The sequence below is a fragment of the Allohoeflea poritis genome (assembly GCF_027889715.1).
GTDB lineage: Bacteria > Pseudomonadota > Alphaproteobacteria > Rhizobiales > Rhizobiaceae > Hoeflea_A > Hoeflea_A poritis.
This window is the reverse complement of record NZ_JAPJZH010000003.1, coordinates 272,461-296,815: the sequence shown is the minus strand read 5'-3', so window position 1 is coordinate 296,815 and position 24,355 is coordinate 272,461. Positions and strand designations below refer to the sequence as shown.

General features: G+C 62.2%; 22 protein-coding genes. 16 read left to right on the top strand and 6 right to left on the bottom strand.

Going from position 1 to position 24,355, the window contains the following annotated elements:
* Positions 1 to 142: 142 nt before the first annotated feature.
* Positions 143 to 1,030 carry a LysR substrate-binding domain-containing protein gene (locus tag OOZ53_RS06750; protein WP_271088595.1) on the top strand — a complete coding sequence of 296 codons (888 nt, stop codon included), beginning with the start codon at positions 143 to 145 and terminating at the stop codon, positions 1,028 to 1,030.
* Between the two features lie 299 nt (positions 1,031 to 1,329).
* Here OOZ53_RS06750 and OOZ53_RS06745 read toward each other — a convergent pair whose 3' ends face one another.
* The 6 genes from OOZ53_RS06745 to OOZ53_RS06720 form a co-directional block, all read right to left on the bottom strand.
* Complete coding sequence (locus tag OOZ53_RS06745; protein WP_271088594.1) at positions 1,330 to 2,334, bottom strand: aldo/keto reductase; 1,005 nt, start codon at positions 2,332 to 2,334, stop codon at positions 1,330 to 1,332.
* Positions 2,335 to 2,554: 220 nt separating this feature from the next.
* Positions 2,555 to 4,111, bottom strand: coding sequence for an indolepyruvate oxidoreductase subunit beta family protein (locus OOZ53_RS06740; protein ID WP_271088593.1), 1,557 nt, complete (start codon positions 4,109 to 4,111; stop codon positions 2,555 to 2,557).
* Entirely contained in the window at positions 4,108 to 6,249 is a 2,142-nt protein-coding gene (locus OOZ53_RS06735; protein ID WP_271088592.1) for an indolepyruvate ferredoxin oxidoreductase subunit alpha, read from the bottom strand. Before OOZ53_RS06735 ends, OOZ53_RS06740 begins: the two co-directional genes overlap by 4 nt.
* A 64-nt stretch (positions 6,250 to 6,313) precedes the next feature.
* Positions 6,314 to 6,808, bottom strand: coding sequence for a MarR family winged helix-turn-helix transcriptional regulator (locus OOZ53_RS06730; RefSeq protein WP_271088591.1), 495 nt, complete (start codon positions 6,806 to 6,808; stop codon positions 6,314 to 6,316).
* Positions 6,805 to 8,370, bottom strand: coding sequence for a phytoene desaturase family protein (locus OOZ53_RS06725; RefSeq protein ID WP_271088590.1), 1,566 nt, complete (start codon positions 8,368 to 8,370; stop codon positions 6,805 to 6,807). The genes OOZ53_RS06730 and OOZ53_RS06725 overlap by 4 nt, the downstream gene beginning before the upstream one ends.
* Positions 8,371 to 8,385: 15 nt before the next feature.
* Positions 8,386 to 9,174, bottom strand: a complete 789-nt coding sequence (locus OOZ53_RS06720; RefSeq protein WP_271088759.1) for a cyclase family protein — start codon at positions 9,172 to 9,174, stop codon at positions 8,386 to 8,388.
* A gap of 109 nt (positions 9,175 to 9,283) precedes the next feature.
* On the opposite strand from OOZ53_RS06720, the gene OOZ53_RS06715 reads away from it, so the two are divergent.
* The 15 genes from OOZ53_RS06715 (at position 9,284) to OOZ53_RS06645 (ending at position 24,326) form a co-directional block, all read left to right on the top strand.
* Positions 9,284 to 10,858: a phytoene desaturase family protein gene (locus tag OOZ53_RS06715; protein WP_271088589.1), complete on the top strand. Its 1,575-nt coding sequence runs from the start codon at positions 9,284 to 9,286 to the stop codon at positions 10,856 to 10,858.
* Between the two features lie 113 nt (positions 10,859 to 10,971).
* Positions 10,972 to 12,441, top strand: coding sequence for an ABC transporter substrate-binding protein (locus tag OOZ53_RS06710; protein WP_271088757.1), 1,470 nt, complete (start codon positions 10,972 to 10,974; stop codon positions 12,439 to 12,441).
* A gap of 63 nt (positions 12,442 to 12,504) precedes the next feature.
* Positions 12,505 to 13,515: an ABC transporter permease gene (locus tag OOZ53_RS06705; RefSeq protein ID WP_271088588.1), complete on the top strand. Its 1,011-nt coding sequence runs from the start codon at positions 12,505 to 12,507 to the stop codon at positions 13,513 to 13,515.
* Positions 13,508 to 14,359 (top strand): ABC transporter permease, encoded by an 852-nt coding sequence (locus tag OOZ53_RS06700; RefSeq protein WP_271088587.1) that lies wholly within the window; start codon positions 13,508 to 13,510, stop codon positions 14,357 to 14,359. Before OOZ53_RS06705 ends, OOZ53_RS06700 begins: the two co-directional genes overlap by 8 nt.
* On the top strand, positions 14,356 to 15,234 hold the full coding sequence (locus OOZ53_RS06695; RefSeq protein ID WP_271088586.1) for an ABC transporter ATP-binding protein: 879 nt from the start codon (positions 14,356 to 14,358) through the stop codon (positions 15,232 to 15,234). Before OOZ53_RS06700 ends, OOZ53_RS06695 begins: the two co-directional genes overlap by 4 nt.
* Positions 15,224 to 16,033: an ATP-binding cassette domain-containing protein gene (locus OOZ53_RS06690; protein ID WP_271088585.1), complete on the top strand. Its 810-nt coding sequence runs from the start codon at positions 15,224 to 15,226 to the stop codon at positions 16,031 to 16,033. The genes OOZ53_RS06695 and OOZ53_RS06690 overlap by 11 nt, the downstream gene beginning before the upstream one ends.
* A gap of 98 nt (positions 16,034 to 16,131) precedes the next feature.
* Positions 16,132 to 16,572, top strand: a complete 441-nt coding sequence (locus OOZ53_RS06685) for a MaoC/PaaZ C-terminal domain-containing protein (RefSeq protein ID WP_271088755.1) — start codon at positions 16,132 to 16,134, stop codon at positions 16,570 to 16,572.
* 175 nt (positions 16,573 to 16,747) lie between these two features.
* Positions 16,748 to 17,563, top strand: coding sequence for a GntR family transcriptional regulator (locus OOZ53_RS06680; protein WP_271088584.1), 816 nt, complete (start codon positions 16,748 to 16,750; stop codon positions 17,561 to 17,563).
* Position 17,564: 1 nt separating this feature from the next.
* The gene (locus OOZ53_RS06675) at positions 17,565 to 18,599 is read left to right on the top strand and encodes a BMP family lipoprotein (protein WP_271088583.1); all 1,035 of its coding nucleotides are present in this window, start codon (positions 17,565 to 17,567) and stop codon (positions 18,597 to 18,599) included.
* Between the two features lie 60 nt (positions 18,600 to 18,659).
* Positions 18,660 to 20,246: an ABC transporter ATP-binding protein gene (locus tag OOZ53_RS06670; protein WP_271088581.1), complete on the top strand. Its 1,587-nt coding sequence runs from the start codon at positions 18,660 to 18,662 to the stop codon at positions 20,244 to 20,246.
* A complete protein-coding gene (locus OOZ53_RS06665) occupies positions 20,239 to 21,303 on the top strand; it encodes an ABC transporter permease (protein WP_271088580.1) in 1,065 nt (354 codons plus the stop codon). The genes OOZ53_RS06670 and OOZ53_RS06665 overlap by 8 nt, the downstream gene beginning before the upstream one ends.
* Positions 21,300 to 22,199, top strand: coding sequence for an ABC transporter permease (locus tag OOZ53_RS06660; protein ID WP_271088579.1), 900 nt, complete (start codon positions 21,300 to 21,302; stop codon positions 22,197 to 22,199). Before OOZ53_RS06665 ends, OOZ53_RS06660 begins: the two co-directional genes overlap by 4 nt.
* Complete coding sequence (locus OOZ53_RS06655; RefSeq protein WP_271088578.1) at positions 22,196 to 22,750, top strand: cysteine hydrolase family protein; 555 nt, start codon at positions 22,196 to 22,198, stop codon at positions 22,748 to 22,750. Before OOZ53_RS06660 ends, OOZ53_RS06655 begins: the two co-directional genes overlap by 4 nt.
* Positions 22,747 to 23,592 carry a carbohydrate kinase family protein gene (locus tag OOZ53_RS06650; RefSeq protein ID WP_271088577.1) on the top strand — a complete coding sequence of 282 codons (846 nt, stop codon included), beginning with the start codon at positions 22,747 to 22,749 and terminating at the stop codon, positions 23,590 to 23,592. Before OOZ53_RS06655 ends, OOZ53_RS06650 begins: the two co-directional genes overlap by 4 nt.
* On the top strand, positions 23,589 to 24,326 hold the full coding sequence (locus tag OOZ53_RS06645) for a phosphorylase family protein (RefSeq protein ID WP_271088576.1): 738 nt from the start codon (positions 23,589 to 23,591) through the stop codon (positions 24,324 to 24,326). The genes OOZ53_RS06650 and OOZ53_RS06645 overlap by 4 nt, the downstream gene beginning before the upstream one ends.
* Positions 24,327 to 24,355 lie beyond the last annotated feature (29 nt).

The window sequence follows — 24,355 nt, the reverse complement described above, 5'->3', positions numbered from 1 at the left end:
AACATTCATTGATGAATCAGAGTCATGTTACTGTGTCGGACGAATGAATTTTTGTTGAAAATCAAGCAGGCCGCGTGTTGGCAAAGGTCAAGAAGATGACTTCATATCTCGACTGTCCCGCACAGAGCCGGAGCAGGGTGTTGTGACGACACAGAAGATACCCATATCGCTTGTCCGGTCATTCGAGGCCGCTGGCCGAACCGGATCCTTCAAGGCGGCCTCCCTGGAACTGGGCCTGTCGCCAAGTGCAATCAGCCATTCCGTGCGTCGGCTGGAGAATTTCCTGGGTACGGCGCTGTTTGAGAGAAACGGCCGCGGCATTCGGCTCAATCCCGATGGGGAGGAGCTGTTGCGTCATGTCGGCGGTGCGTTCGACAGCATCCGCCACGGGTTTGAAGTGGTTTCGACACGCACCCCCGGTTTGCTGCGGTTGCATTGTGCGCCGAGCTTCGCGGCCCAATGGCTGACACCACGCCTGCCGCGTCTGGTCGATGATATCCCGGAAATCGACGTGCGCCTGTCCGCGGATACGGACTATGCAAGCTTCGAGACCGACGAGTTCGACGCCGACATTGTCTACGGACAGCCGCAACAGACGGGAAACATCGTCATGCCTCTGGGCGAGGAGGTCGTGACGCCGCTTTGCGCTCCCGCACTGGCGGGAACGATCACGAAGCCGGAGGACCTGCTCGCGCACAGTCTGATCGAAAGCGACAACAAACAGATCCGCTGGTCGCATTGGTTTTCGGCGAACGGGCTCGATGCGCCGCCTCCAAATGGCTCGCGGTTTGACCGGAGCTTCCTGGCGATCGCCTTTGCCGTTGACGGGATGGGTGTGGCGCTTGAGTCGACCACGCTGGCCGAGCGCGAGCTCGAGAACGGCCGGCTGGTCGCGCCGCTCCTGGGCCGTTCCGAGAGCGTTTGCTACATCGGACATCATCTGGTCATCCCGCAGTCCACGCGGCAGCGGCAAATCGTGCGCCGGTTTTCCGCCTGGATGTCAAGGGAGCGCGGTGTGGACGCCGCATAACTTTTCCAGCCAGCGCGTTCAAAGTCTCGAACCGGTTGCCTTCTTCAGACCGGTGTGGCGCTGTGGTGGTTCCGCTGGACATAGTGCCCGAATTGCCCAGGGCGATTGCAAGAATGCAGGCAAGCGAGCGACTGATTCTCGATCCCGCGCGCAAACCGGATTTCGACTACGCCGCCTTCGAGCAGGCATGGGCTGCTTTCGAGAAGGCGCGCGTCTGAAGTCGGTTTGGTAAGAAGCTGTAGAAAATTCTTTTAAGAATATGATTTAATTAGCTTAAATTACCAAATTATTTGGCAGACTCATTGCGGCTCGCCGGGTGCATTCTCCGTGGGTGACTGGTCAAGGATCAGCCCGTCCGCCTTCAACCGCTCCCACAGCGCATCGGGGATGGACCGGGACATGTGTTCCACATTCTGCCGCACCTGCTCGGGTGATACCGCGCCCGGTATCACGCTTGTCACGGCAGGATGCAGCAGGGGAAAGCGCAGCGCGGCGGCGGCAATCGGCACGCCGTGTCGTTCACAGACGGCCTCGATGGCCAGCGCCTTGGCGCGGATGTCCTCGCCGGCGGCCGCATAGCCGTAGGTCGCCTGCGCCGCGCCGGGGTCTGCCAGCAGCCCGGAGGCAAAGGGAGCCCCGATGACGACCTTGATGCCGCGCTCGATACAGGTCTGCATCGGGCCGGTGAGCGCCGCCTGGTCTAAGAGCGTGTAGGGCATCGCCACGATAAAGAAATCGACATCAACCATTGGCGCAAAATGGGCGAAATCCTCGGTCGCATTGGTGCCCATGCCGATCGCTGAAATCTCGCCCCGCCGCTTGAGGTCGTGCAGATAGGGCAGGCCGCTCTCCACAAGATCCTCGGCATGTGCCGCGCGGCCGTCACCGTGATGACCCGTATCGAGGTCGTGGATGACAAGCGCATCGATCCGCGGCACACCCAGCCGCAGACGGCTTTGCGCCAGAGAAGCCGCGAAGCCGTGGGCCGTGTAGTCGTAATGCATGGCGTAGGGCAGGCCGCCGGTCCACGGGGCGATATGCTCCATGCCTGTCTGGCTGGAATCGTAGACGCGCCCCACCTTGGTCGAAAGGAAAAAGTCTTCCCGCGGATGATGCCTTAGCAGACCGCCGAGACGCAGTTCGCTCAGCCCGTGGCCGTACCAGGGCGCGGTGTCGAAATAGCGGACGCCCGCATCCCACGCGGCCCATAAAGTTGCGGCAGCAACCGGTTCTTCGACGGTTGTGAACAGATTGCCGAGATGCGCGCAGCCCAATCCGAACTCGGGAAAAACAGGTGATTTCATCGTGTGCAACCCTTTCGATGCCTTTATAGGCGAATTCGGTCGCAACGCAGAAACCTTGGCGCACTCCTGATCCTGGCGCTATCGGTCCCGCATCTGATAACGAGACTCGCAAATCGCTGCAGTCCGGCAAAGGCGCTGGATAAACTGGATGAAATCCAAAGCGCGCGGATGCGCCGGGAGGCACCGCAATGAACAATTCGGCCGCCCCTGTCTCGTCCGTTTACGCGGCGGCCTGCGGTTCGGTGAAGGAACGAATTGTCTGCAGTGCGCCGTCAAGCGCCTCGCCCTTCTCGTCCTGAAGCGCGGCTTCGCGCAGCCGCCGCACCCAGTCGGCGGCGTCCGGCCTGCCCGCGACGATCGATGCGCCTTCCATCACCTTGTCGAATTTCGACAGGCCGCGCGCATGCGTGTCCGAATACCCCTTGATCAACCGCCTGTTGCGTATGATCTCGACCGCCAGATCATAGTCCCCGGAAACATATCCGAGCGCCGTATCAAGCCAATTTTGCAGGTGATTGCGTTCAATGGCATGGCGGAATGTGGCGCGGCGCCAGCGGCGGATGCCGCCCAGCACATAGAGTTGCAGGAACGGCCAGAGCCTGTCGGACCGCAGCCTGCGGCCGCGATTGACAAGCCGGTCGATCATCTTCATCGCGCCCGGACGCCCGTTCAAATAGCGGCCGAGCCTGGCCGGCAGCATACCGACCATCTCCTCGGCGCGGGGATGCATGAATTCCGTGATCTTCATGCGGGTTCCCTCTTGCGGGTCCATATAGCGCCGCACTCTTTCAAAGCGGCTGGATCGCGTTTTCAGGTCGGCAACCCGGATGACATCGTCATAGGTCATGGCGCGCGCGATATATTTGGCGGCCTCGCAAGCGAGCGCGTGGTCCTTTGCCGGATCGTCCCGTTCGAGCACCTTGTCCAGCCGGTCGAGATATTCCTTGCCGTAGCGGATGTCCTGAAAGTCGACCACCGATTGCAGGCCGCGCAAAGCCATGTCCGCGACCGGTTCGGGCATGTTTGCAACCCGGCTTTCCAGTGTGCGATAGGCAGACAACAGACGTTCGGAACCGCTGGCTTTTGTTCCCGGTTCCAGACCGTCTTGGCCTGCCGGTTCTTCAGGCTGCCCGTTTTCCACCGCATCGACGGCCGCCGAGAATGCGGCAAGGCTTTTCTCGACCCCGCGCCCGGATGCCTTGATGGCGGCTTCAAAGGAATCGCGTGAAAACGGCAGGGTCCCGGAGCCGGCCAGCGCGCCGAACAGGCTCGCTGATATGACAGTGCCGTTTTCTACGGCGATCTTGTTCATGTCGAACAGGACCAGCCTCTGGGCGGCGATTTCGGCGGCGGCCGCCACCTCGTCGGAATTGGCCATTCCGTCGCCCGGAACCGTTTTTTCGGAAACCGCCAGGGCCCGGTGAGACGAGGCGATCAGCGTCGTGCGATCGGGCGTCACAAATCCGCGCATGATGGCGCGTCCCGCCTCCATCATTTCCGCTGCGATCAGGATGTCCACGTCGCCTGCCGCCGGCATCAGTGAAAACACCGGCTCCATCTCACCGGCCGGCGCCATCTCGATATAATAGATCGTGGCGCCGGTGCGCTGCGCCACGCCGGCGACGGATGTTGCCTGTACGGCATAGCCATTGGCGCGCGCGCAATCCTCGATCCAGTTGGTCAGGACACTTCCGCCCTGTCCGCCGACGGCCATGATGGCGAGCTTTATGATGCTGACGAGACGCGGATCGGCCTGCTTCTTGTGGAGCTTGTTCATGAAAACTCCAGCCGTTTTTGCGATCGTCTTGCCTGCAGCCAACCGATGATCGCCTGCGACAGGTCGGACATCATTTGCTCCAGGCGGCCGGGATTGTGCACGATATCGGCCCGGTAGAAGGACGGGCACAGTACAGCCGCGTCCGCGACCTCGCCGCAATTTCCACAGCCGACGCAGCTCTCGTCGATGCTAGCGACCGGATCGTCGCGCAGCGGATCGTCGAGCTTCTTGAGCGACAGGGAAGGGCAGCCCGAAAGCCGAATACATGCATGATCGCCCGTGCACACATCCTCGTCGACACCGAAGCGCGGCTTTTCGACCCGGCGTCCGTCCTGGATGGCCTTCGCGGTGAGCGGCCGCTCCCGGCGTTGCCGGTTGAGCATGCATTCGGAGGACGCGACAATGACTTTCGGCCCCACATGGTCTGTGCTGAGCGCCTCGTCGAGGATCTTGCGCATCTTCGGCACATCGTAGGTCCGGTCGATCTGGCGCACCCATTTGACGCCGACGCCTTTCACGGCCTCGGCAATGAGATGGCCCGTCGATTTCGTTTCATTGTCCGCGCGCGATGACAGGATATCCTGGCCGCCCGTTGCGGCGCTGTAGTAATTGTCGACCACCACAATGACGCCGTCGGACTTGTTGTAGACCGCGTTGCCGATCGACGACGACAGGCCGTTGTGCCAGAAACCGCCATCGCCGATGATCGAGATCGGCCGCCGCTCGCCGCCTCCGTCGAAAGCCGCGTTGGATGCGGGACCCAGACCATAGCCCATGGTCGAGCCGCCGATCTCGAAGGGCGGCAGGCTGGCAAACAGATGGCAGCCGATATCGCCGGTGATCTGGTGCTTGCCGTGTTCCTGCTCGGTCATCTTCAGCGCCGCGAAGATGGGCCGCTCAGGGCATCCGGTGCAGAAGCCGGGCGGCCGGATGGGGACCGTCTTCGACAGATCCGGAATCTCGATCTTTTCCTCACTGTTCGGCGCGCGCCGTTGCGCCGGCAAGAGTTCGGGCGCCTCGGCGCGCAGGAAAGCCTCTATGCCGTCCAGCATGACCTGGCCGGTATATTCTCCGGCCATCGGAAGCATGTCCTTGCCGTGAAGTGATATGTCGGAACCGGCCTTGTAGAGCGCCGCGCCCAGCGCCTGTTCGATGAATTCCGGTTGCCCTTCCTCGACCACCAGGATGGACGATTTGCCCTCGCAAAAATCGGCGAATTCCTCCGGAACGATGGGATAGGTGACGTTCAGTACGTATAGCGGTACCTCGCTCTTGCCGTATATGTCGGCGAGCCCCAGACGTTGCAGTGCGCGGATGACGCTGTTGTACATGCCGCCCTGCAGGACGATGCCGATCTCGCCATCCGCCGGGCCGAAGATCTCGTTGAGCCTGTTTTCCGTGATGTATTTCTGCGCCGCGGGCCAGCGATTGTTGATCTTGTCCTGCTCCTGCACGAAGGACATCGGCGGCAGGACGACCCGGGCATAATTGCTCTGCGGATTGGAAAGCGCCTCGCGCACGCTCAGCTCCGGCGGTCTGTTGTCCCTGGCGACAAAGCTGCCCGTCACATGGCAGGAGCGTATCCGGACCATCAGCATTACCGGCGTGTTCGATGCCTCGGACAATTCGAAGCCCTGTTCGACCGCCTTGACGATGGAGGGAAGGTTCGGGCGTGGATCGAGCAGCCAGACTTGCGATTTCATCGCAAAGGCGTGGCTGCGCTCCTGCATGATCGAGGAGCCCTCGCCATAATCCTCGCCCACGATGATGAGGGCGCCGCCGGTCACGCCGCCGGAGGCAAGGTTGGCCAGGGCGTCGGAGGCGACATTGACGCCGACCGCGCCTTTGAAGGTGACGGCGCCGCGGATGGGGTAATGCACAGATGCCGCGAGCATCGCCGTCGCGGCAGCCTCGGATGCGTTGGCCTCGAAGCGAACGCCAAGCTCGTCCAGTATTTCCTCCGCGTCGGAAAGAACATCCATGAGGTGGCTGATGGGCGCGCCCTGGTAGCCGCCGACATAACCGACACCGTTCTCCAGCAGCGCTTTCGTGATCGCAAGGATGCCCTCGCTGGTGAAGGTCTCGCCTTCGCCGAGTTTCAGTTTCTGGACTTCCTTGGCAAATGAACGTTCCGCCATTCGAATGTTCCGTTGCTGTTAGTATTTCGGGCTTGCCTGATGTGACACAGACCTGCCAGGCCCGTTAGAGTTCGTGCTTTCTGACGTTGCTCAGCATCTTCTGCAGCGTGGCGACGAACTGTGCGTGTTCTTCGTCCGAAATATTGTCGAACATCCTGGAATAGATTGCCGACATGGACGGCCAGAGCCGTTCGAACGATGCCCGTCCTGCCTCGGTAATGAATATGCGGGTCGCGCGGCTGTCCTCGGCGTCGGGCGCCTTGCGAATGAGGCCATCCGCCAGCAACTGGTCCAGGGCGCGGCTCAGCGTCGATTGTTCGACCACCGCATAAACCGCGAGGTCGCGTATCAGCAGGCCGTCGATTACGGAAAGCACCGCGAGCGAACGCATCTTTGGCGTCGTGAGGCCCATCGATGCCATCTCGTCGCGAAGATCCGCATTGTATCGGCCCATGATGCGGTTCATCAGGTAAGGCGCAAAATTCGCAAGCCCGATCTCTCCCAGCCGCTGCAGCGCTGCGCCGTCGGATCCGGTTGAATTCTGCACCACCTCGTTCATGCGCCCAGTTCCTTTGCTACCAGATAGCCCGATCCGCCACCCAGTCCGGGCCCGGGATGTGTCGAGGCACCGATGTGGAAAAGGTTCTTGACGCCGGTGCCGTGATTGACCGACCCCGAAAACGGCCGCCACAGGAAGAACTGGTCCAGGTTGCACGACCCGCCATAGGGATCGCCCCCGACCAGATTGATGTTCAGCGCCTCGAGATCGGCGGGCGAATAGGCCCGGCGCGCCAGCACCGATTCCGCGAAGCCGTCGATATGTTGTGCGAGGATCGCCTCGATACGGTCGGCAAAGGCCTCGCGCGTGGCTTCGTCCCACGTTTCCCGGGTTGAGATCTCGCCCGCGGCATCACCCTTGAGGATGCGCGGTGCATCGGGAATCTGCAGCCACAAAATGGATTTGCCGTCCGGACACCGGGTGGGATCGAGCCGGTGCGGCTGGCCAACGCAGATGGTCGGCGTTTCGGGCAACATGCCCCGCTCGGCCTCGTTGGACGATTTGGAAACGGAGTCGATGCCATCGGCAAGATGGATGAGGGCGACATCGTCAAGCCCGTCCTGTTTCCATCGAATGGGTCCGTCCAGCGCGTAATGAAGCTGGAAATTGCCGCGTCCGTGGCGGAACTTGCGCAAGCTCTCCTTCCGGGGCCCGGCGTGCTGTCCAAGGAACCTGTCGTAGAGCTGCCCCGGCGCCACGGAGCAGATCACGCTTTCGGCGGTGATCGTCTCGTCCTCGGCGGTCACGACACCCGTTGCGCGATCGTTGTCGATCACGATGCGTGCGACATCGACACCGGTGCGCACCACGCCGCCGCGCTCTTCGATCAGCCCGACAAAGGCCGCCGCCGCCTGGCCGGAACCGCCCTTGATCACCGGTGCGCCCGCGGCTTCAAGCGCAAAGGCGATGACCTTGCCCATCTGGCCGCCATAGGCGGCTTCCGTGGTCAGGCCCGTATGCAATACCCAGGGAGCCCATAGTGCCTGGACATCGGGAGACGCATAACTTGCCTCGAGCCAGGCGCGCGCCGGCGTCAGCGCTTCGCCGAACCAGGCCGCGAGCCCGCGCGCACCACGCTTCCACGCTTGCTGTGTCAGCAATTTTGCCACCGGCCAGCTCCACAATTTGCCGCCAAGAAGCGCGAACAGGAACGGTGCATCGGCCTCGACCGCGCCAACATCGCTGGCATGTCGTTCGCCATCGCCGGGTGAGAGGGCATTGAATGCGGCCACGTTTGCCGCGCGGTCCGTGGTTAGCACGAGCGCCGATCCGTCCGGACGCAATACGGCGGTCGGATTGGGCGTATGGCAGAATTCCAGCCCGTGGCGTGCCAGATCGGCGCCGAGCGCTTCATGGGCCGGTGATGTCAGGAAGAGCACGAAGGTTGCCGCCATCACGTCGTGATGGAAGCCGGGTGCGGTGATCTCCTCGGTCCGCATGCATCCGCCGGCGCGGTCGGACCGTTCAAGCACGGCGACACGCTTGCCTTTTCCGGCAAGCAGCGCGGCGCAGACCAGCCCGTTAATCCCGCTACCGACGACGATATGGTCGAAATCGGCCATGTGCCAATACCGGCTTTAGCGCGCGACCAGAGCCATCGCGCGGACCGGGCTGCCGGTGCCGTTGACCAGCTTGAGCGGCGCGGCAATCAGGATGGCGCCCTTCGGCGGCAGCTTGTCGAGATTGGCGAGGGACGCCAGCCCGTATTTGTTGGCTGCGTGCAGCAGGTTGTGTGCGGGGAAGGGGGGCTCCATGCCGCCGGCCTGTCCCGCATCGGTGCCGATGCACTGGGTGCCCCAGCCAATCGCGCCTTTTGAGAGAATGTACTTGATGCAGTCGACGGTGGGGCCGGGCGAATGCGGCCCGGTCTCGTCGGCGTTCAGGTAAAGTTCCTCGCTGTGGGCACGGCTGTCCCAGTCGCTGCGCATCAGAACCCATTCGCCTTCGCCGATCGCGCCATGCTCGGCTTCCCAGGCCTTGACGCCGGCTTCATCGAGCAGGAAATCCGGATTTTCGGCAACCTGCGCCGAGCAGTCGATGACATTCACCGGTGCGACATAGTTCTGCGGTGGAATGGTGTCGGTATATCCGTCGGCATAGTCCTTGCCGGTGATCCAGTGATGCGGCGCATCGAAATGCGTTCCGGAATGTTCCCCGATTTTCAGCCAGTTCCAGGCCCAGAACGGACCATCGTCGTCATATTCGGAGATCTTGTGGACTTCGATCTTGGGCGTGTCCTTGGCCAGTTCCGGCGGCAATTTCAGAAGCGGCGTATCCGGGCCAAGAGGTCCAGAAAGGTCTACCACTTCGACTTCGCCGGAAAGCAGAAGCCTGCCTACGTCTCCCAATGCGTCAGCGGCACTCATCATTCGTCCTCCCTTGCTATCGCCTGGAGCGCTGATCGCCCCGTTTAAATTCATGCTAGACAATTAAATATGCATTTGCAATTATCTTTGCGACGGAAGGACGCAAATATTGCAAGAAGAGTTTGACGCCGCCATTATTGGTTCCGGGCACAACAGCCTGGTTTGTGCCGCGCATCTGCAGCACAAGGGCTGGCGCACACTTGTACTTGAGCAGGCGAGCGAGCCGGGCGGCGCGGTCAAGACGCTCGATCTGACCGAATCCGGTTTCCGGCACGACTGGGCCGCGATGAATCTCAGCCTGTTTGCCGGATCGGCATTCAACAAGGATTATGGAGAAAAATTAGGCGCTTGCGGGCTGGAATTCGTTCCGGCCGCCAACTGTTTCGCCAGCGTGTTCCCCGATGGCAAATGGCTCGGGGTCGGAACCGACCTCGAGGCGACCGCGAACCGCATCGCCGCCCTTTCAGAAGCCGATGCCGAGACCTGGCGCAAATTGGTCGAGGAGTTTCCCGGCAAGGCGGAATACATCTTCGCGTTGCTGGGTAATCCCATGAAAACGCATATACAAGGGCGGTTGTTCGCAAAGGCGCTCTGGAAAAAAGGGGCGGCCTGGACGACGGATCTTGCGCGGCTGATGATTGCGTCCCCGCGCGCCTGGCTCACCGGAACCTTCGAGTCCGACCGCCTCCGCGCGACCCTGGCGGCCTGGGGCATGCATCTTGATTTCGCGCCCGATATCGCCGGCGGCGCGATCTTTCCCTATCTGGAGTCCATGGCGAACCAGAGCTTCGGCATGGTGATCGGAAAGGGCGGCGCCGATACGCTGACCCGTTCCCTGATCGGTCTCATAGAAGAAGGTGGTGGTGAAGTGCGCTGCGGTTCGCCCGTCACCCGCATTACCATGGATGGCGCAAGGGCGAGGGGTGTGGAACTCGCCGACGGAACGCGGATCGGCGCAAAGCGCGCCGTCATTGCCAATGTGTCGCCGAAAAACCTGGAAAAGCTGACTGGCGGCGGAACCGGCAATGCCGATTTCGACCGCGCCATGGCGGGCTTCTCGCACGCACCCGGAACCATGATGATGCATCTGGCGCTGTCCGATCTGCCGGACTGGAAAGCGTCGTCCGAACTGCGCGAATTCGCTTACGTCCATATCGCCCCCTCGCTCGACCAGATGGCGAGGACCTATCAGCAGGCCGTTGCCGGCCAACTGCCGGATGAGCCGGTCATTGTCGTCGGACAGCCGACTGCGATCGATCCGAGCCGCGCGCCCGATGGCAGGCATGTTCTGTGGGTGCAGGTGCGCATGGTGCCGGCTGAAATCGCCGGTGACGCCAAGGGTGAGATCACGCAAAGCGATTGGGATGTGGTCAAGGAAGCCTATGCGGAGCGTGTTCTCGACATCATCGAGACGCACGCACCCGGCCTGCGCAACAGCATTATCGCCCGGCAGGTCGTCTCGCCGCTTGACCTGCAGTCCGACAATCCGAACCTCGTCGGTGGCGACCAGATCTGCGGCAGCCACCATCTGACGCAACATTTCGTCTTTCGCCCCGCGCGCGGCTTTGCCACGGGCGACACGCCGGTCAAGAACCTGCACCTGACGGGCGCGGCGGTCTGGCCGGGGGCGGGAACCGGAGCCGGACCGGGTTATCTTCTGGCAAGGAAACTGGCCGGTGCTTGAGATCGTGCAAGCGCCCGCAAGAAAGAGAACAAGGTCTTCATAGGGAGGAAATCATGAGTGAACTTTCCAGACGCACAGTACTGAAGGGAACGACGGCGCTTGCCGTTGCCGGCATGATCGGCACGAAGGCGTATGCACAGGGGATAGACGAACTCGTCATCGCCTATAACGTCAACCTGCCATCCTGGGATCCGACAGTCGGCCTTTCGGCGGTCAATCCGACGCTGCAGGGGATTTATCAATCCGTCTTCGATCAGTTTATTTTGCAGCAGCCGGACCTGTCGCCGGCGCCCGGCCTGATAACCGAGTGGGGCTGGAACGATGACAAGAGCCAAATCTGGATGAAGGTCCGCGAAGGGGTGACCTGGCATGACGGATCGCCCTTTACCGCCGAGGATGTCGCGTGGTCCCTGACCCGGGCGGGCGATGAAGCGACCGGCAACCCGATCCAGTTCATCTGGTCGACGATCGGCAATATCAAGGCCGACGGCAACATGGTCACGGCCGATGTCGTGCGGTTCGAGCCGACCATCTTCAAATGGATGTACTTCCTGACCGGTTATGTCCTGCCGAAGGCTTACTATGAAAAAGTCGGGCCGGAAGGCTTCGAGGCGGCACCGATCGGCACGGGCCCCTATATGGTCGACAAGTTCGAGCGCAACGCATTCGTGCGTCTGAAAGCGAACCCCAACTACTGGGGCGGCAAGCCGGAATTCGAGACGGTGACGATCAAATTCGTGACCGATGCGGCCTCGCGCGTCGCCGAGATCGAATCCGGCAACGCCCATGTGACCATCGAGATGCCCTATGAGGAGTATGACCGGCTGAAGGCAAACGCCAATATTGAAGGCACCTCCGCGCCCATCTCCGATATCGGCATGATCTTCCTCAACGATGTCGAGCCCATGCTGGATGAGAATGTGCGCAAGGCGGCGGCGCTGGCGATCGACAAGAAGCTGATCATCGACCGTCTGCTGTCCGGATACGGCGTTCCGATCGATACGCTGCAGACGCCGGACTACATCGCCTATGATCCGTCGATTACCGTCGGCTACGATCCCGACAAGGCCATGGAACTCCTGGCCGCATCCGGCTTTTCTCCGGACAATCCGGTCAAGTTCAAGATCCAGACCACACGCGGCTTCAAGCCGAAGGATTACGAGATCATCCAGGCGATTGTCGGCCTGTGGCGCAAGGTGGGCATCGAGGCGGAGATCGAGGTCTACGAGATCGCCAAGCACTTCGAACTGCGGGCCGCCGACACGCTGGCGCCCGCCGCCTTCTACAACTGGGGCAACTCGGTCGGCGATCCGACGACCTCGACCGGCTTTGCCATGTTCGGGCCTTCGCCGCACTCCGTGTGGGACGGCGAGGACCTTGTCGGCATGATCGGGCCGCTTTGGGGCGAGGCGGATGAAGAAAAGCGCATCCAGGGCTGGAAGGACGTGGATCGCTACATCGCCGACAATGCGCTGGTCATTCCGCTTATGCAGTATGTTCAGCCGATCCTGCATTCGTCCGACGTTCAGGTTACGCCGCATGCATCCGGTGCATTGCTGCCGCACTTGATGAAACGCTCGTAACCGACGAGACTTTGTTGGAGAGCCGCCGCTTGCGCGGCGGCTCTTGCACGCCGGGAGACGGATTTGAGGCTGCTGCAGACATTGCTGATGCGATTGGCCATGATGGCGATCACACTGTTCGGAGCGGCAGTGATCGTCTTCGTCGTCATACGCGTCGTGCCGGGCAATCCCATCGCCATGATGCTGCCTCCGGGTGCGTCCGATGAGGACATTGCAAGGCTGACGGCCCATTACGGGCTGGATAAATCCATACCCGAACAATTCTTTGTCTGGCTCGGCGGGGTCCTGCACGGCGACTTCGGCACATCGATCTCCCTGCGGCAGCCGGTCATGCCGCTTGTTCTCGGCCGCCTGCCGGCGACGCTGGAACTGTCGATCTTCGCGCTGGTGTTGGCGGTTATCATCGGCGGTGCCATGGCCCTGACCGGAACCCGCTTCCGCGGCGGGCGGACGGAAGCCGTCATCGATGTCGCCAACGGCGCGGGGCTCTCCATACCGGATTTCCTGTGGGCACTGGTCCTGATCCTGACGCTCGGGGTGCTTTATCCCGTGTTTCATATTTCAGGGCGTATCTCGCCTTCGCTGGACCTGCCTTTCACGACACAGTTTTACGTCTTCGAGAGCATCCTGCGGCTGCGCTTCGACCTGTGGTGGGATCTCCTCAAACACATGTTCATGCCCGCTCTGGCGCTGGCGATCCCGCTTGCCGCCATCATCGGGCAATTGCTCAAGCAGTCGCTCAAGGAAACCATGCATCTCGATTACGTCGTGCTTGCCCGGACCAAGGGCTACGGCGAAAACCACGTCATCCTGTTCGATGCGCTGCGAAACGCGGTTCTGCCGACCCTGACGCTGATTGGCGTGCAGTTCACCTTCCTCATCGGCGGAACCGTGATCATCGAGCGGCTGTTTTCCTATGAAGGGCTCGGCAATATGGCGATTGACGCCGTGATCAACCGGGATCTGCCCCTGATACAGGGCATCGTACTGGTCTTTGCCTTGCTCTTCACCGTGGTCAATCTCGTCGTTGACCTGACCTATGCCCTCCTGAACCCGAGATTGCGCCATGCGTGACGGCCGCGGCACGATCAAGAGGAAGGCAGGGCTCAAGCTCTGGCTATCGGGCGGCTGGCTTGCGGTCGTCGCCGTGCTGACCTTGTTCGCCGGCTGGATCAGCCCGCACGATCCGCTGACACAGGATCTCTTCGCATCAAGACTGCCGCCGTTCTGGGCCGCCGGCGCCGAACCCGGCTATCTGCTGGGCACCGACAGTCTCGGGCGCGACGTGCTCTCGCGCATCATCTATGGCGGGCGGGTCGCGCTGACCGTCGCCATCATCGCCGGCCTGGCAACGGCGATCGTCGGATCGGTGCTCGGCCTGATCGCCGGCTATTACCGCGGCTGGGCGGATGCGGTGATCTCGCGGCTGGTCGACATCTGGATGGCGTTCCCGCCGGTCCTGTTCGCCATTCTGCTGATCGCGGTTCTGGGCACCGGCCTGTGGTCGATCGTCATTGCCATCATCGTCATCGACTGGACCCGCTTCTGCCGGGTCGTGCGCGCGGAGACGATGAACCAGTCGCAGATGGACTATGTCGCCAGCGCCGTCGTCGCAGGCCATGTGCGCTCGGCCATTCTGTGGCGCGAAATCGGCCCGAATGTGCTGCCGACAATCGTGGCCCTGTTGTCGCTGGAGATGGGAATAGCGGTGATCGTCGAGGCGATCCTGTCCTTCGTCAATCTGTCGATTTCGACGGACGCGCCGACCTGGGGCGGGATGATTGCCGAGGGGCGCATATCCATCCACCAGGCCTGGTGGGTTCTGGTCTGCCCGCTGATCGTTCTGTTCCTGACCGTGCTGGCCTTCAGCCAGTTCGGCGAGGGTCTGAAAGACCGTTTCGATCCGGTGCTGCGATGACGGCTTTTCTGGAAATCGAGAACCTGAGCGCCGCCATCAAGGGCACACCCGACAGGCTGCTGCGTTCCGTTTCGCTGCACGTCAATTCCGGCGAGGTCTGCGGGCTCGTCGGCGAAAGTGGCGCCGGAAAGAGCATGATCGGCAAGGCGGTTCTGGGCATTCTGCCGTCGGCGGTGGAGATTGTCGAAGGGCAGGTGCGGCTCGATGGCGAAGATCTGCTGGCCATGCCGCAACGCGAGCGTCGCCGGCTGATCGGCGCGACGGCGGCGCTGATTCCGCAGGACCCGCTCACCGCGCTCAATCCGTCGCGCCGCATCGGACCGCAGATAACCGACAGGCTGGTCGATATTCTGGGTTGGACGAAGCACGACGCACGAACCCGCGCGGCCGAGCTTCTGGACGAGGTTCACATCGAAAACCCGCAGCGGGTGCTCGCCAGTTATCCGCATGAACTGTCCGGCGGCATGCGCCAGCGGGTGCTCATCGCATCCGCATTCGCCGCCAATCCGAAACTGGTCATTGCCGACGAGCCGACGACGGCGCTCGACGTGACGGTGCAAAAACAGATCCTGCGCCTCATCCGGGAGATGCAGGAACGCCACGGAACGGCGATGCTGTTCGTCACCCACGATCTCGGCGTGGTTTCCAAGATCTGCCAGCGCCTGGTCGTCCTGTTTGCCGGCATGGTCGTCGAAAAGGCGGGCGTCTCGGACTTCTACGCAAACCCCGCCCATGCCTACTCGAAGGCGCTTTTGTCGGCCACGCCCAAATTCACCGAGCCGTTCACCTCGCTGACGCCGGTGGACCAGACGGTGATTTCAGCCGTCTCCGAGCAGGTCGAAGCAGCCGACAGGGAATGGCGTCATGCACACTGATGCATCCATGTTCAAGGTTCGCGGACTGGAGCTGTCGCTCCCCGATTTCGCCAACAAGCAGCCCTTCGGCCGCGCGCCGATGGTCGATATACTCAAAGGGCTGGATTTCGACATCGAGACAGGAAGCGTGCTCGGCATCGTTGGCGGCTCGGGGTCTGGCAAGTCGACATTGGGCCGAACGCTCGTCCGGCTGCTGGAGCCGACGGCCGGATCGATCGTGTTCGAAGGCAGCGACATCGGACATCTCGACGAGACGGGCCTGCGGCCGCTGCGGAGGCGGTTGCAGATGATCTTTCAGGACCCGATGTCCTCGCTTAACCCACGGCGCCGTGTGGGAGCAATCATCGCCGATCCGCTGCGGATACACGATCTTGACCGGATCGATGAGCGCGTCGACGAGGCTCTGGACCATGTCGGGCTGCCGCGCGCGTTCCGGGCGCGCTACCCGCACGAGCTTTCAGGCGGGCAGCGTCAGCGCGTCGGCATCGCCCGCGCCATTGCCATGCGTCCGGATTTCATCCTCGCCGATGAAATCGTCTCCGGCCTTGACGTGTCCTCGCAGGCACAGGTGCTCAATCTGCTGGAGAACCTTGTGCGCGAACTGGGTCTGACGCTGGCCTTCATCAGCCATGACCTTTCGGTGATCCGGCGCTTGTGTTCGCAGGTCCTGGTCCTCAATCGCGGCACGATCGTGGAATATGCGCCGGTGGAGCAGATTTTCGACGCGCCCAAATCCGAATATACCCGCGAACTGCTTGATGCCATCCCGTTGCCGGATCCCGATCAGCCCGGCTGGTAGCTACCATGTTCTCGGAAATTCACATATAAAAACACATTTTACATATGGATCGTTTTGGCGTAGCCTGCCCGGTGTGGACAGGGAGCCGAAACCGCATGATCGTGGAGCAGTTTTTCGAGGACTATGAGATCGGGACGCGTCGAAAGACCTTCGGGCGAACCATCACGGAGACCGATTTCGTCGTTCATGCCGGCCACAGCGGCGACTTTTTCCCCCACCACATGGACAAGGAGTGGTGCGCCACGCAGGAATTCGGACAGCGCATCGCCCACGGGACCATGATTTTCACAATCGGTGTCGGGCTGACGGCAACGGTCATCAATCCAAGGGCGTTCAGCCTCGGCTACGACAAGCTGCGGTTTCTCAAGCCCGTCCATATTGGCGACACGATCCACACCGAGGTCGAAATCACGCAGAAGACTCCGGACAGGAAACGCGATGACCACGGCAGGGTCATCGAGGCGACATCCGTCGTCAATCAGCGCGGCGAGACGGTTCTGTACTGCGAGCACATCTATCTGGTGCAGATGCGGCCCTGAAGCGAGTTCGCGGACCGATGTCTGAGGGTTTGCACCTCGGTCATTGCCGAAAACATGTGAAAGACCCGAGCCACGCGCCGCGCTGAATGCGCGAGCCGGATGCGTTGCAGCGCTTGATCATCACGTTGCGTATTTTTCAACTTGACTAGTCAACTGGACATATTAGTCTGAAACCATGCAAAGACACATCGCCCAGCCGCGTTACCTCATGCTTGCCGACGATCTGCGCGGCAGGATCGAGGATGGCGCCTTCAAGCCGGGCGACCGCCTGCCGAGCGAGGCGCAGCTTTGTGCCGATCATGGCGTGAGCCGGGGGACCGTCGTGCGGGCCATCGAACAGCTTGTCAGCGACGGCATTGTTCACCGCCGCCAGGGCGCCGGCAGTTTCGTCGCGCGACCGTCGCTGCATCGGCGCGCCGGAAACCTGCTGAGTTTTTCGGAATCGGCTGCAGGCGAGGGCAAGCAATCGCAGCAGACGCTGATCGACTTCAAACCGGCGTCCGAGGAACAGGTGCGGCAGTTCGATTGCGACGGGCCGGCGATCTACATGTGCAGGCTGCGGTCTCTCGACGGTCTGCCTTGCGCCATCCACCGCTCGATCGTGCCGGCCCATGTGGCGCGTCGGATCGACGCGCTGAACGGCAAGGAGCCGCAAGCGCTGAATGAAAGCGGTTTCTCGCTCTACCACGCACTGGACGAGGCCGGCTTCAAGGTGCGCGAGGCCCGCGAGCGCGTGACCACGCGTCTCGCGAGCACCGAGGAAACCGAACTGCTCGGCCTCGACGATCCGGCGGCGGTCATGGTCGTTTTTCGGCGCAGTTACGACGGGTCGGGACGGCTGGTCGAGGCCGTCGAGGCCGTCTACCACGGAGAATACTACACTTACGACATGCGCCTGGTTTCGGCACCGAGCGAGGTCACGGACCATGATGGTCCCAGCATCCTCAGCCTCGGCGGGCGTGTGTCCAATCCAGCTAACAGGAGGAAATGAAATGTTGAAATCAACAGCGATCGCCTGCGGATTGGCCATTCTTGGAATGGGCATGCCGACAATGGCGAACGCGGCCGATGTTGCGCCGGCCGCACTGATCATCGCGCAGGGCGGGCTCGGCGACGGGTCCTGGAACGACACGGCCAATGCCGGCTTCCAGGCCGGTCTCAAGAACACCGGCATCGAAGGTCGGCCCATTGAATCGAAGGATGTCGCCGCGCAGGGCGAGGAGATCATGCGCCGCGCCGCCGATGGCGGCTTCGGGCTGGTGATCAGCCTGGAATGGATCCACGGCGAGCCGATGGAAAAACTCGCGGTCGACTATCCCGACGCCAACTGGGTCATCATGAACCAGACCCGCAAGGGCGACAATGTCGCCTCCGTCGTATTCGGCGAACATGAAGGTTCCTATCTGGCCGGCGCCCTGGCTGCTCAGGTGACGACAGACGAATCCATCAAGGGCATCAACGGCAAGCCGGTTATCGGCGTGATCGGCGGCGTGAAGGCGCCGGGCATCGACAAGTTCATTGTCGGCTATATCCAGGGCGCCAAGGCCATCAATCCCGACATCGAGGTCAAGGTCGCCTATTCCGATTCCTTCGGCGATCCGGCGAAGGGCCAGCAGATGGCCAAGGCCATGTTCGACGAGGGTGCCGACATCGTCTATCAGGTCGCCGGCGGCACGGGCATCGGCATCATCGAGGCCGCCAAGGCGGCTGGCGCTTATGCCATCGGGGTCGACACCGATCAGGACGGCATGGCCCCGGGCAACGTGCTGACCAGCATGATCAAGCGTGTCGATGTTGCGGTTGAGGACATCATCAACAACTACGCGGACGGCAAGTTCCCCGGCGGAGAGGTGATGGATTTCGGCCTTGCGCAGAACGGCGTGGCGCTCTCCGATATGAAGCACACCAAGGACATGATCCCGGCCGCCTATCTTGAAAAGGTCGATGCCCTGAAAGCCGACATAGTCGACGGCAAGATCGAGGTTTGGGACGTATCGACTCAGGGTTACCCGGACTTCTTCCAGTAATCTCCCAAGCACCAGAGGGGCGGCGTGAGCCGCCCCTCTGGTCATTCGAAAGACCTGTAAATGAATGTCCGCAACGCGGCCCGAGATGAAACAGGCCAGGTGTCCGTGCGCCTCGGCGCCGACCGGCTCTGCAAGAGCTATGGCAGCATCGAGGCCAACCGCGACATCTCGATCACGGTTGCGCCGGGCGAAATCCATGCCATTGTCGGCGAGAACGGCGCCGGCAAATCGACACTCATGCGCATGCTGCAGGGCATCGAGCAGCCCGACAGCGGCCGCATCATCGTCGATGATCAGGTGGTCGATCTGACAGGGCCGCAAAGGGCTTTCACGCTCGGTATCGGCATGGTGCACCAGGAATTCATGCTGGCGCCCGATCTCACCCTGCTCGAGAACCTCGTGCTCGGAGACGAGCCGGTGATCCGCGCGCTGGGGCCCGCATCGACGATCGACTGGCGCTCGGCGCTGGAATCGGGCGAGCGGCTGGCGCGGGAAACCGCGGCGCATGTCGATTGGAGCCGCACAGCCCGCAATACGCCCGTCCATATCCAGCAATTTGTCGAAATCATCAGGCTGCTGCGGCGCGGAACGCGGATACTCATTCTCGATGAGCCTACCGCCGTTCTGGCCCCGCAGCAGGTCGACGACCTGTTCGCATTGCTGAAGAAGCTGCGCGATGGCGGCACCACGATCCTCTTCATCAGCCACAAGCTTCGCGAGGTGATGGCGCTGGCCGACCAGGTCACCGTCATCAGGCGCGGCGAGGTGCAATATACCAGCCCGGTTGCCGAGACGGACCCGGACACGATCGCCGGCCACATGGTCGGCGGGCAGGGTGTCCTGCCGGAAAGCGCGGCGGATGCAAAGAGCAGACAAGCCGTTGTCGGCGACGTGGTGCTGGAAGTCTCAGGCCTGACGACCCCCATCGTCGAGAAATCCCACCCGCTGCACGGGGTGGGCTTTGAACTTCGCAAGGGCGAGATCATCGGTCTCGCCGGCGTCAGCGGCAACGGGCAGAACGAACTCGTCGAATGTCTCGTCGGATTGCGGCCTGTCGGAGGCGGCGTGGTTTCCTTCGCCGGGCAGGACATTACACATATGTCCAATCAGCAAAGACGCGCCCGTGGCATGGGGTACATCAGCGCCGACCGGCGGCATGAAGGCCTGGCGCTTGAAGCGTCGGTTGAAGCCAATGTCATCGCCGGAAGCCAGCGCAAGCCGCCGATCAGCAATGGCGGGTTTTTCAACCGGCGAGCCATGCGGCGCGCCGCCGAAGAACGGCTGTCCTTCATCGGGGTGCGCCATGGCGGCCTTGACAATGCGGCCGGCGATCTGTCCGGCGGCAACCAGCAGCGGCTCGTCTTCGCGCGGGAAATCGCATCGCGGCCGAGCCTGCTGATCGTCTCGCAGCCGACCCGTGGCGTTGATCTTGTCGGCATCGCCGCCATCCACGGCATTCTGTCCGACTTTCGCCGAAACGGCGGTTCGGTCCTGCTGATCTCCGAAGAGCTCGATGAAATTCTCGCCCTGTCGGACCGCATACTCGTGATGGCCGATGGCGCGATTGTCGGAGAGACCAGCGCTTCGGACGCCGATATCGGCCATATCGGCCGGATGATGGTTATCCAGGGGGCGGGCGATGGCTGAGGCCGCAAGCATCGGGCGATCGCCTCTCATGGATTGGTTCGACAAGGGCATCGGCCTGGCTTTCCCGTTCATCGTGGCCCTTGTCGTCGCGGCTGTCGTGCTTCTGGCGATCGGCGAAAATCCGCTCGATGTCTTCGCGCTGATGTTCGCCGAATCCTTCGGCACGCAAAGGCGCATTGCGGCCACCCTGTCTGCAGCGACACCCCTGCTGTTTACCGGCGTTGCGACGGCGATCTGTTTCCGCTCGGGCGTTTTCAATGTCGGCGTCGAAGGCGCATTGGTTATCGGGGGGCTTTGCGCGGCGTTTATCGGCTTCACGCTTCCGGCAGCGCTCGGCCTGACGCTGATACCGCTGGCCTTCGGCTTTGCCGCGCTCGTCTCGGCGATCTGGCTTTTGGTGCCGGGTTTCCTGCTGGCCCGCTACGAGGTGGATGAGGTCGTCTCGACGCTGATGCTCAATTTCGTTGCCTTCGGCATCACCGGTTATCTGGTCAACGGCCCGCTGCTCTCGGAAATCTCCGGCAACAACGTCACGCCGCTGGTTCACGAAGCCGCGCAACTGCCGCGCCTGATGCCGCCGTCGACTCTGCATACGGGCTTCCTGATCGGTGTGCTGGTCGTCATCCTTTACGGGGTATGGGCCCGCAGGACACCATCCGGTTTCGAGGCCGCGCTGGTAGGGCAGAACAAGCGGTTTTCCAGCGCGGTCGGCATATCGATACCGGCCACGATCATTCTCGTGATGGTGCTTTCGGGCGTCATCTCGGGCCTCGGCGGCGCGTCCCACGCGCTTGGCCAGCTGCATCGCTTCGCTGACGGCTTTTCGCCCGGATACGGCTTTACTGGAATGGCGGTCGCCTTGCTTGGCCGCAACAACGCGATCGGGATATTCCTCGGCGCTGTCCTGTTCGGCGCGCTGGCCTCCGCCGGCACGACAGTGCAACTCTTCTCCGACATCCCGCTCGACATCGTCAATATCATCGAGGGCACGGTGATGATCTTCGCGGTCGTCGAGCTTGGCCGGATCAGTCTCAAGCGATGGAGGGCGCGACGATGATCGTCGACCAGGTCATAGCCGCTTCCCTGACGCTGACGACGCCCATTCTGCTCGCCGCCATGGGCGGCCTCGTCAACCGCCAGGGCGGTATCGTCAATATCGCGCTCGACGCCAAGATGCTGGCCGGCGCCTTTGTCGCGGTCATCGTCTCCTCGATGACGGGCGGCTGGTTCGTGGCGGTCCTGTCTGCCGCCGTCGCGGGCGCACTCGTCGGCTATCTGTTCTCGCTTGTGATCACGCGCGCCAATGCCAACATGATCGTCGCGGGGCTGGGCCTGAATGTCCTGGTTGCCGGGTTCATTGGTTTCATCCTCAACTGGGTCTACGATTCCAGTGGCACGCTGCGCTTGCCGGATGTGCAGTTGCTGCCGAAATTCATGCCCGATTTCGTCTCCGGAATTCCGGTCGTCGGACTGGCCTTGTCCGAATTGGAGCCTCTGACGGTTTTCGCCTGGATAACCGTCTTCACGCTGCCGTTTCTGCTGGCTAACACCCGGATCGGTCTTTGGGTGCGCGCCACGGGCAATGCGCCGCAGGTGGCCCGCGCCATGGGCATATCGGGCCGCAACGTGCAGGATTTCTCCACCGCCTTCGCCGGTTTCTTTTCCGGGCTGGGCGGCGCGCATCTGGCGCTCGCTTCCATCGGCCTGTTCAATGAGGGCCTGACGGCGGGGCGCGGCTTCATCGCCCTCGCAGCGTTCTATTTCGGCCGCGACAGGCCCGTGACCACCGCGCTGGTGTGCCTGCTGTTCGGCTTCCTTGACGCCACTCAGATACGCATGCAGACGGCGGGGTTGCCGCCGAAGCTCATCGGCACGATTCCCTATCTCATGGTGCTCGTGGCACTGTGTATCGCCGGCTGGCGCAATCACCGCAGAAAGGCTGTCGCTCCATGAAGACCGCGCTCATAGTCATCGACATGCAGAATTCCTTCCTGCACCCTGACGGCGAGAACTACTATCCGGCGGCGGCGGATGTGATCGACAATGTCCGCCGGCTCATTGCGGCGGCCGGTGCCTGCGGCGTGCCGGTGGTGCATGTCGCGGACCGTCACCGCCAGGGATTTGAGGACTTCGAGAACAAGCGTCTGCCGCGCCATTGTGTGAGCGGTGGGTTCAACGCCGAGTTCTTCGACGGTTTCGGCCCTTCCGGGCGACCCAATGAAATCGAGATCGTCAAGCGGCGATTCAGTGCCTTCTTCGCAACGGAGCTGGCGCTGTTCCTCAATGAGCAGTCGGCGGAGCAGGTCGTGCTGTGCGGGGTGAAAACCAATGTATGCGTGCGGGCAACGGCGCAGGATGCATTCGCCAACGGCTTTGAAGTCTGCGTGGTCAGCGATGCGACCAATTCGAACCGCGAACACCTTGCCGAGGCGTCGCTGGAGGATATCGAGCGCTATATGGGCCGGCTCATATCGACGGACGAGGCACTGGAGATGCTGTCATGACGGGACTGGTGGTCACCGGCTATGCCAGTCTCGACTATCCGGTGGGCCTGTCCGGGCAGATCGGCGGCGACAGGACGACACTGATCGATCACCGTGATCCCGCCGCCTGGCCGCGCATCGGCGGCTGCCCGGCCTATATGGCGCTGGCCGTCACACGCGAAGGCGGATCGGTTTCACCGCTCACATGGATCGGCACCGGCGCGGAAAGCGATCATTTTGTCGGTGCGCTGCGCGATGCCGGAGCGGATATTGGCGGGATCGCCAGTCTGCCGTCGGAGCGCACGCCGACGGCCATCCTGGCCTATCAGGCAGACGGCACGTGCGCCTGCCTTTTCGATCCGGTCTTTGCCGGTGAGGAGACGTTGACGCAAGCCCAGCGCGACCTCCTGGCCGGCGCGGATCATCTGTGCATTTCCGTCGGTCCGCCGCACCTGACCCGGGAGATCCTCGCGTGCCGCAAGGCGAGCGCGCGGCTCTACTGGGTGATCAAGAACGATGCGCACAGCTTTTTTCCCGAGATTTGCGGTGAGCTCTCGTCGGCCGCCGATGTGATTTTCTGCAACGAAGCCGAGCGGAGCCTCGTGGCGGAAACACCACCCGAAACGACTATTGTGGAGACGCGGGGTTTGCGTGGAATCGCGGTCGAATGCGAGGGGCAGGTGCAGACGCTGACCATCGATCCTTTGGCGGTCCGCGACACCACGGGCGCGGGCGACACGCTGGCCGGTGGTTTCATTGCGGCACAGATGGCCGGGACAATGGATGCGCTCGCGGCGACGCAAGCCGGTCTCGACGCGGCAAACAAGATGCTGAAACAGCGGCAGGAAAGGCAAACCTCATGAAGAAGGCCTGGTATCTCGGATATTCTGCCGACGATATAGGCGATCGCGCCATACTGATCGGAGATCCGGACCGGGTGGACCGTATTGCCGGCCTCCTCGAAGAGCCACGGTTCCTGCCGGTCTCGCGCGGCCTCAAATCCGTCACCGGCGGTTTTGCGGGCAAATCCCTGACGATCGCGGCATTCGGCATGGGTGCGCCGATCGCGACGATCGTACTGCATGAACTCGCCGATCTCGGCATATCGCGCTTCCTGCGCATCGGAACCGCCATGTATTTCCCGCCGGCGCGTGGCGGGGAGTTTATCGTCAGCACATCGGCCGTTGGCTTCGAGGGCACATCGCCGGCCTATCTGGAAGGCGGCGAGCCGTATGCGGCCGATACCGCCCTGGTCGAGGCCTTGAATCAGGCGGCCGCCGCTGCGGGGCAGAGCGTGCGAAAAGGTATCTACGCCACATACGACGCCTTTTATCGCGACATGTTCGGCATCGACGATGCGGGCCGTGACCGCGCTTCGGCAAACAGGGAACTGCTCAAGGAAATGGGCGTGCTCGCGGTCGATATGGAAACCTCGGCTCTGCTGGCGGCAGCCGGCGCGCTCGACGTCGCATGCACCACATTGTGTCTCGGAACAGTGGACGCGCTGACCCAGGAAAAGCTCGAACCGGGCGCGCTGGCGCAGGGTGAGAAGCAATTGTTCGAAATCGCGTTAAGCGGGCTGTGCGCGCTCGATTGACGGCGTACCGGTTCCGCATGGAGAGTTAA

Excerpts from the sequence above, each read along its gene's own strand:
- OOZ53_RS06745 (WP_271088594.1), bottom strand. The coding sequence starts at position 2,334 with ATGAAATCACCTGTTTTTCCCGAGTTCGGATTGGGCTGCGCGCATCTC.
- OOZ53_RS06740 (WP_271088593.1), bottom strand. The coding sequence starts at position 4,111 with ATGAACAAGCTCCACAAGAAGCAGGCCGATCCGCGTCTCGTCAGCATC.
- OOZ53_RS06735 (WP_271088592.1), bottom strand. The coding sequence starts at position 6,249 with ATGGCGGAACGTTCATTTGCCAAGGAAGTCCAGAAACTGAAACTCGGC.
- OOZ53_RS06730 (WP_271088591.1), bottom strand. The coding sequence starts at position 6,808 with ATGAACGAGGTGGTGCAGAATTCAACCGGATCCGACGGCGCAGCGCTG.
- OOZ53_RS06725 (WP_271088590.1), bottom strand. The coding sequence starts at position 8,370 with ATGGCCGATTTCGACCATATCGTCGTCGGTAGCGGGATTAACGGGCTG.
- OOZ53_RS06720 (WP_271088759.1), bottom strand. The coding sequence starts at position 9,174 with ATGAGTGCCGCTGACGCATTGGGAGACGTAGGCAGGCTTCTGCTTTCC.
- OOZ53_RS06710 (WP_271088757.1), top strand. The coding sequence starts at position 10,972 with ATGATCGGCACGAAGGCGTATGCACAGGGGATAGACGAACTCGTCATC.
- OOZ53_RS06700 (WP_271088587.1), top strand. The coding sequence starts at position 13,508 with ATGCGTGACGGCCGCGGCACGATCAAGAGGAAGGCAGGGCTCAAGCTC.
- OOZ53_RS06695 (WP_271088586.1), top strand. The coding sequence starts at position 14,356 with ATGACGGCTTTTCTGGAAATCGAGAACCTGAGCGCCGCCATCAAGGGC.
- OOZ53_RS06690 (WP_271088585.1), top strand. The coding sequence starts at position 15,224 with ATGCACACTGATGCATCCATGTTCAAGGTTCGCGGACTGGAGCTGTCG.
- OOZ53_RS06680 (WP_271088584.1), top strand. The coding sequence starts at position 16,748 with ATGCAAAGACACATCGCCCAGCCGCGTTACCTCATGCTTGCCGACGAT.
- OOZ53_RS06675 (WP_271088583.1), top strand. The coding sequence starts at position 17,565 with ATGTTGAAATCAACAGCGATCGCCTGCGGATTGGCCATTCTTGGAATG.
- OOZ53_RS06670 (WP_271088581.1), top strand. The coding sequence starts at position 18,660 with ATGAATGTCCGCAACGCGGCCCGAGATGAAACAGGCCAGGTGTCCGTG.
- OOZ53_RS06665 (WP_271088580.1), top strand. The coding sequence starts at position 20,239 with ATGGCTGAGGCCGCAAGCATCGGGCGATCGCCTCTCATGGATTGGTTC.
- OOZ53_RS06660 (WP_271088579.1), top strand. The coding sequence starts at position 21,300 with ATGATCGTCGACCAGGTCATAGCCGCTTCCCTGACGCTGACGACGCCC.
- OOZ53_RS06655 (WP_271088578.1), top strand. The coding sequence starts at position 22,196 with ATGAAGACCGCGCTCATAGTCATCGACATGCAGAATTCCTTCCTGCAC.
- OOZ53_RS06650 (WP_271088577.1), top strand. The coding sequence starts at position 22,747 with ATGACGGGACTGGTGGTCACCGGCTATGCCAGTCTCGACTATCCGGTG.
- OOZ53_RS06645 (WP_271088576.1), top strand. The coding sequence starts at position 23,589 with ATGAAGAAGGCCTGGTATCTCGGATATTCTGCCGACGATATAGGCGAT.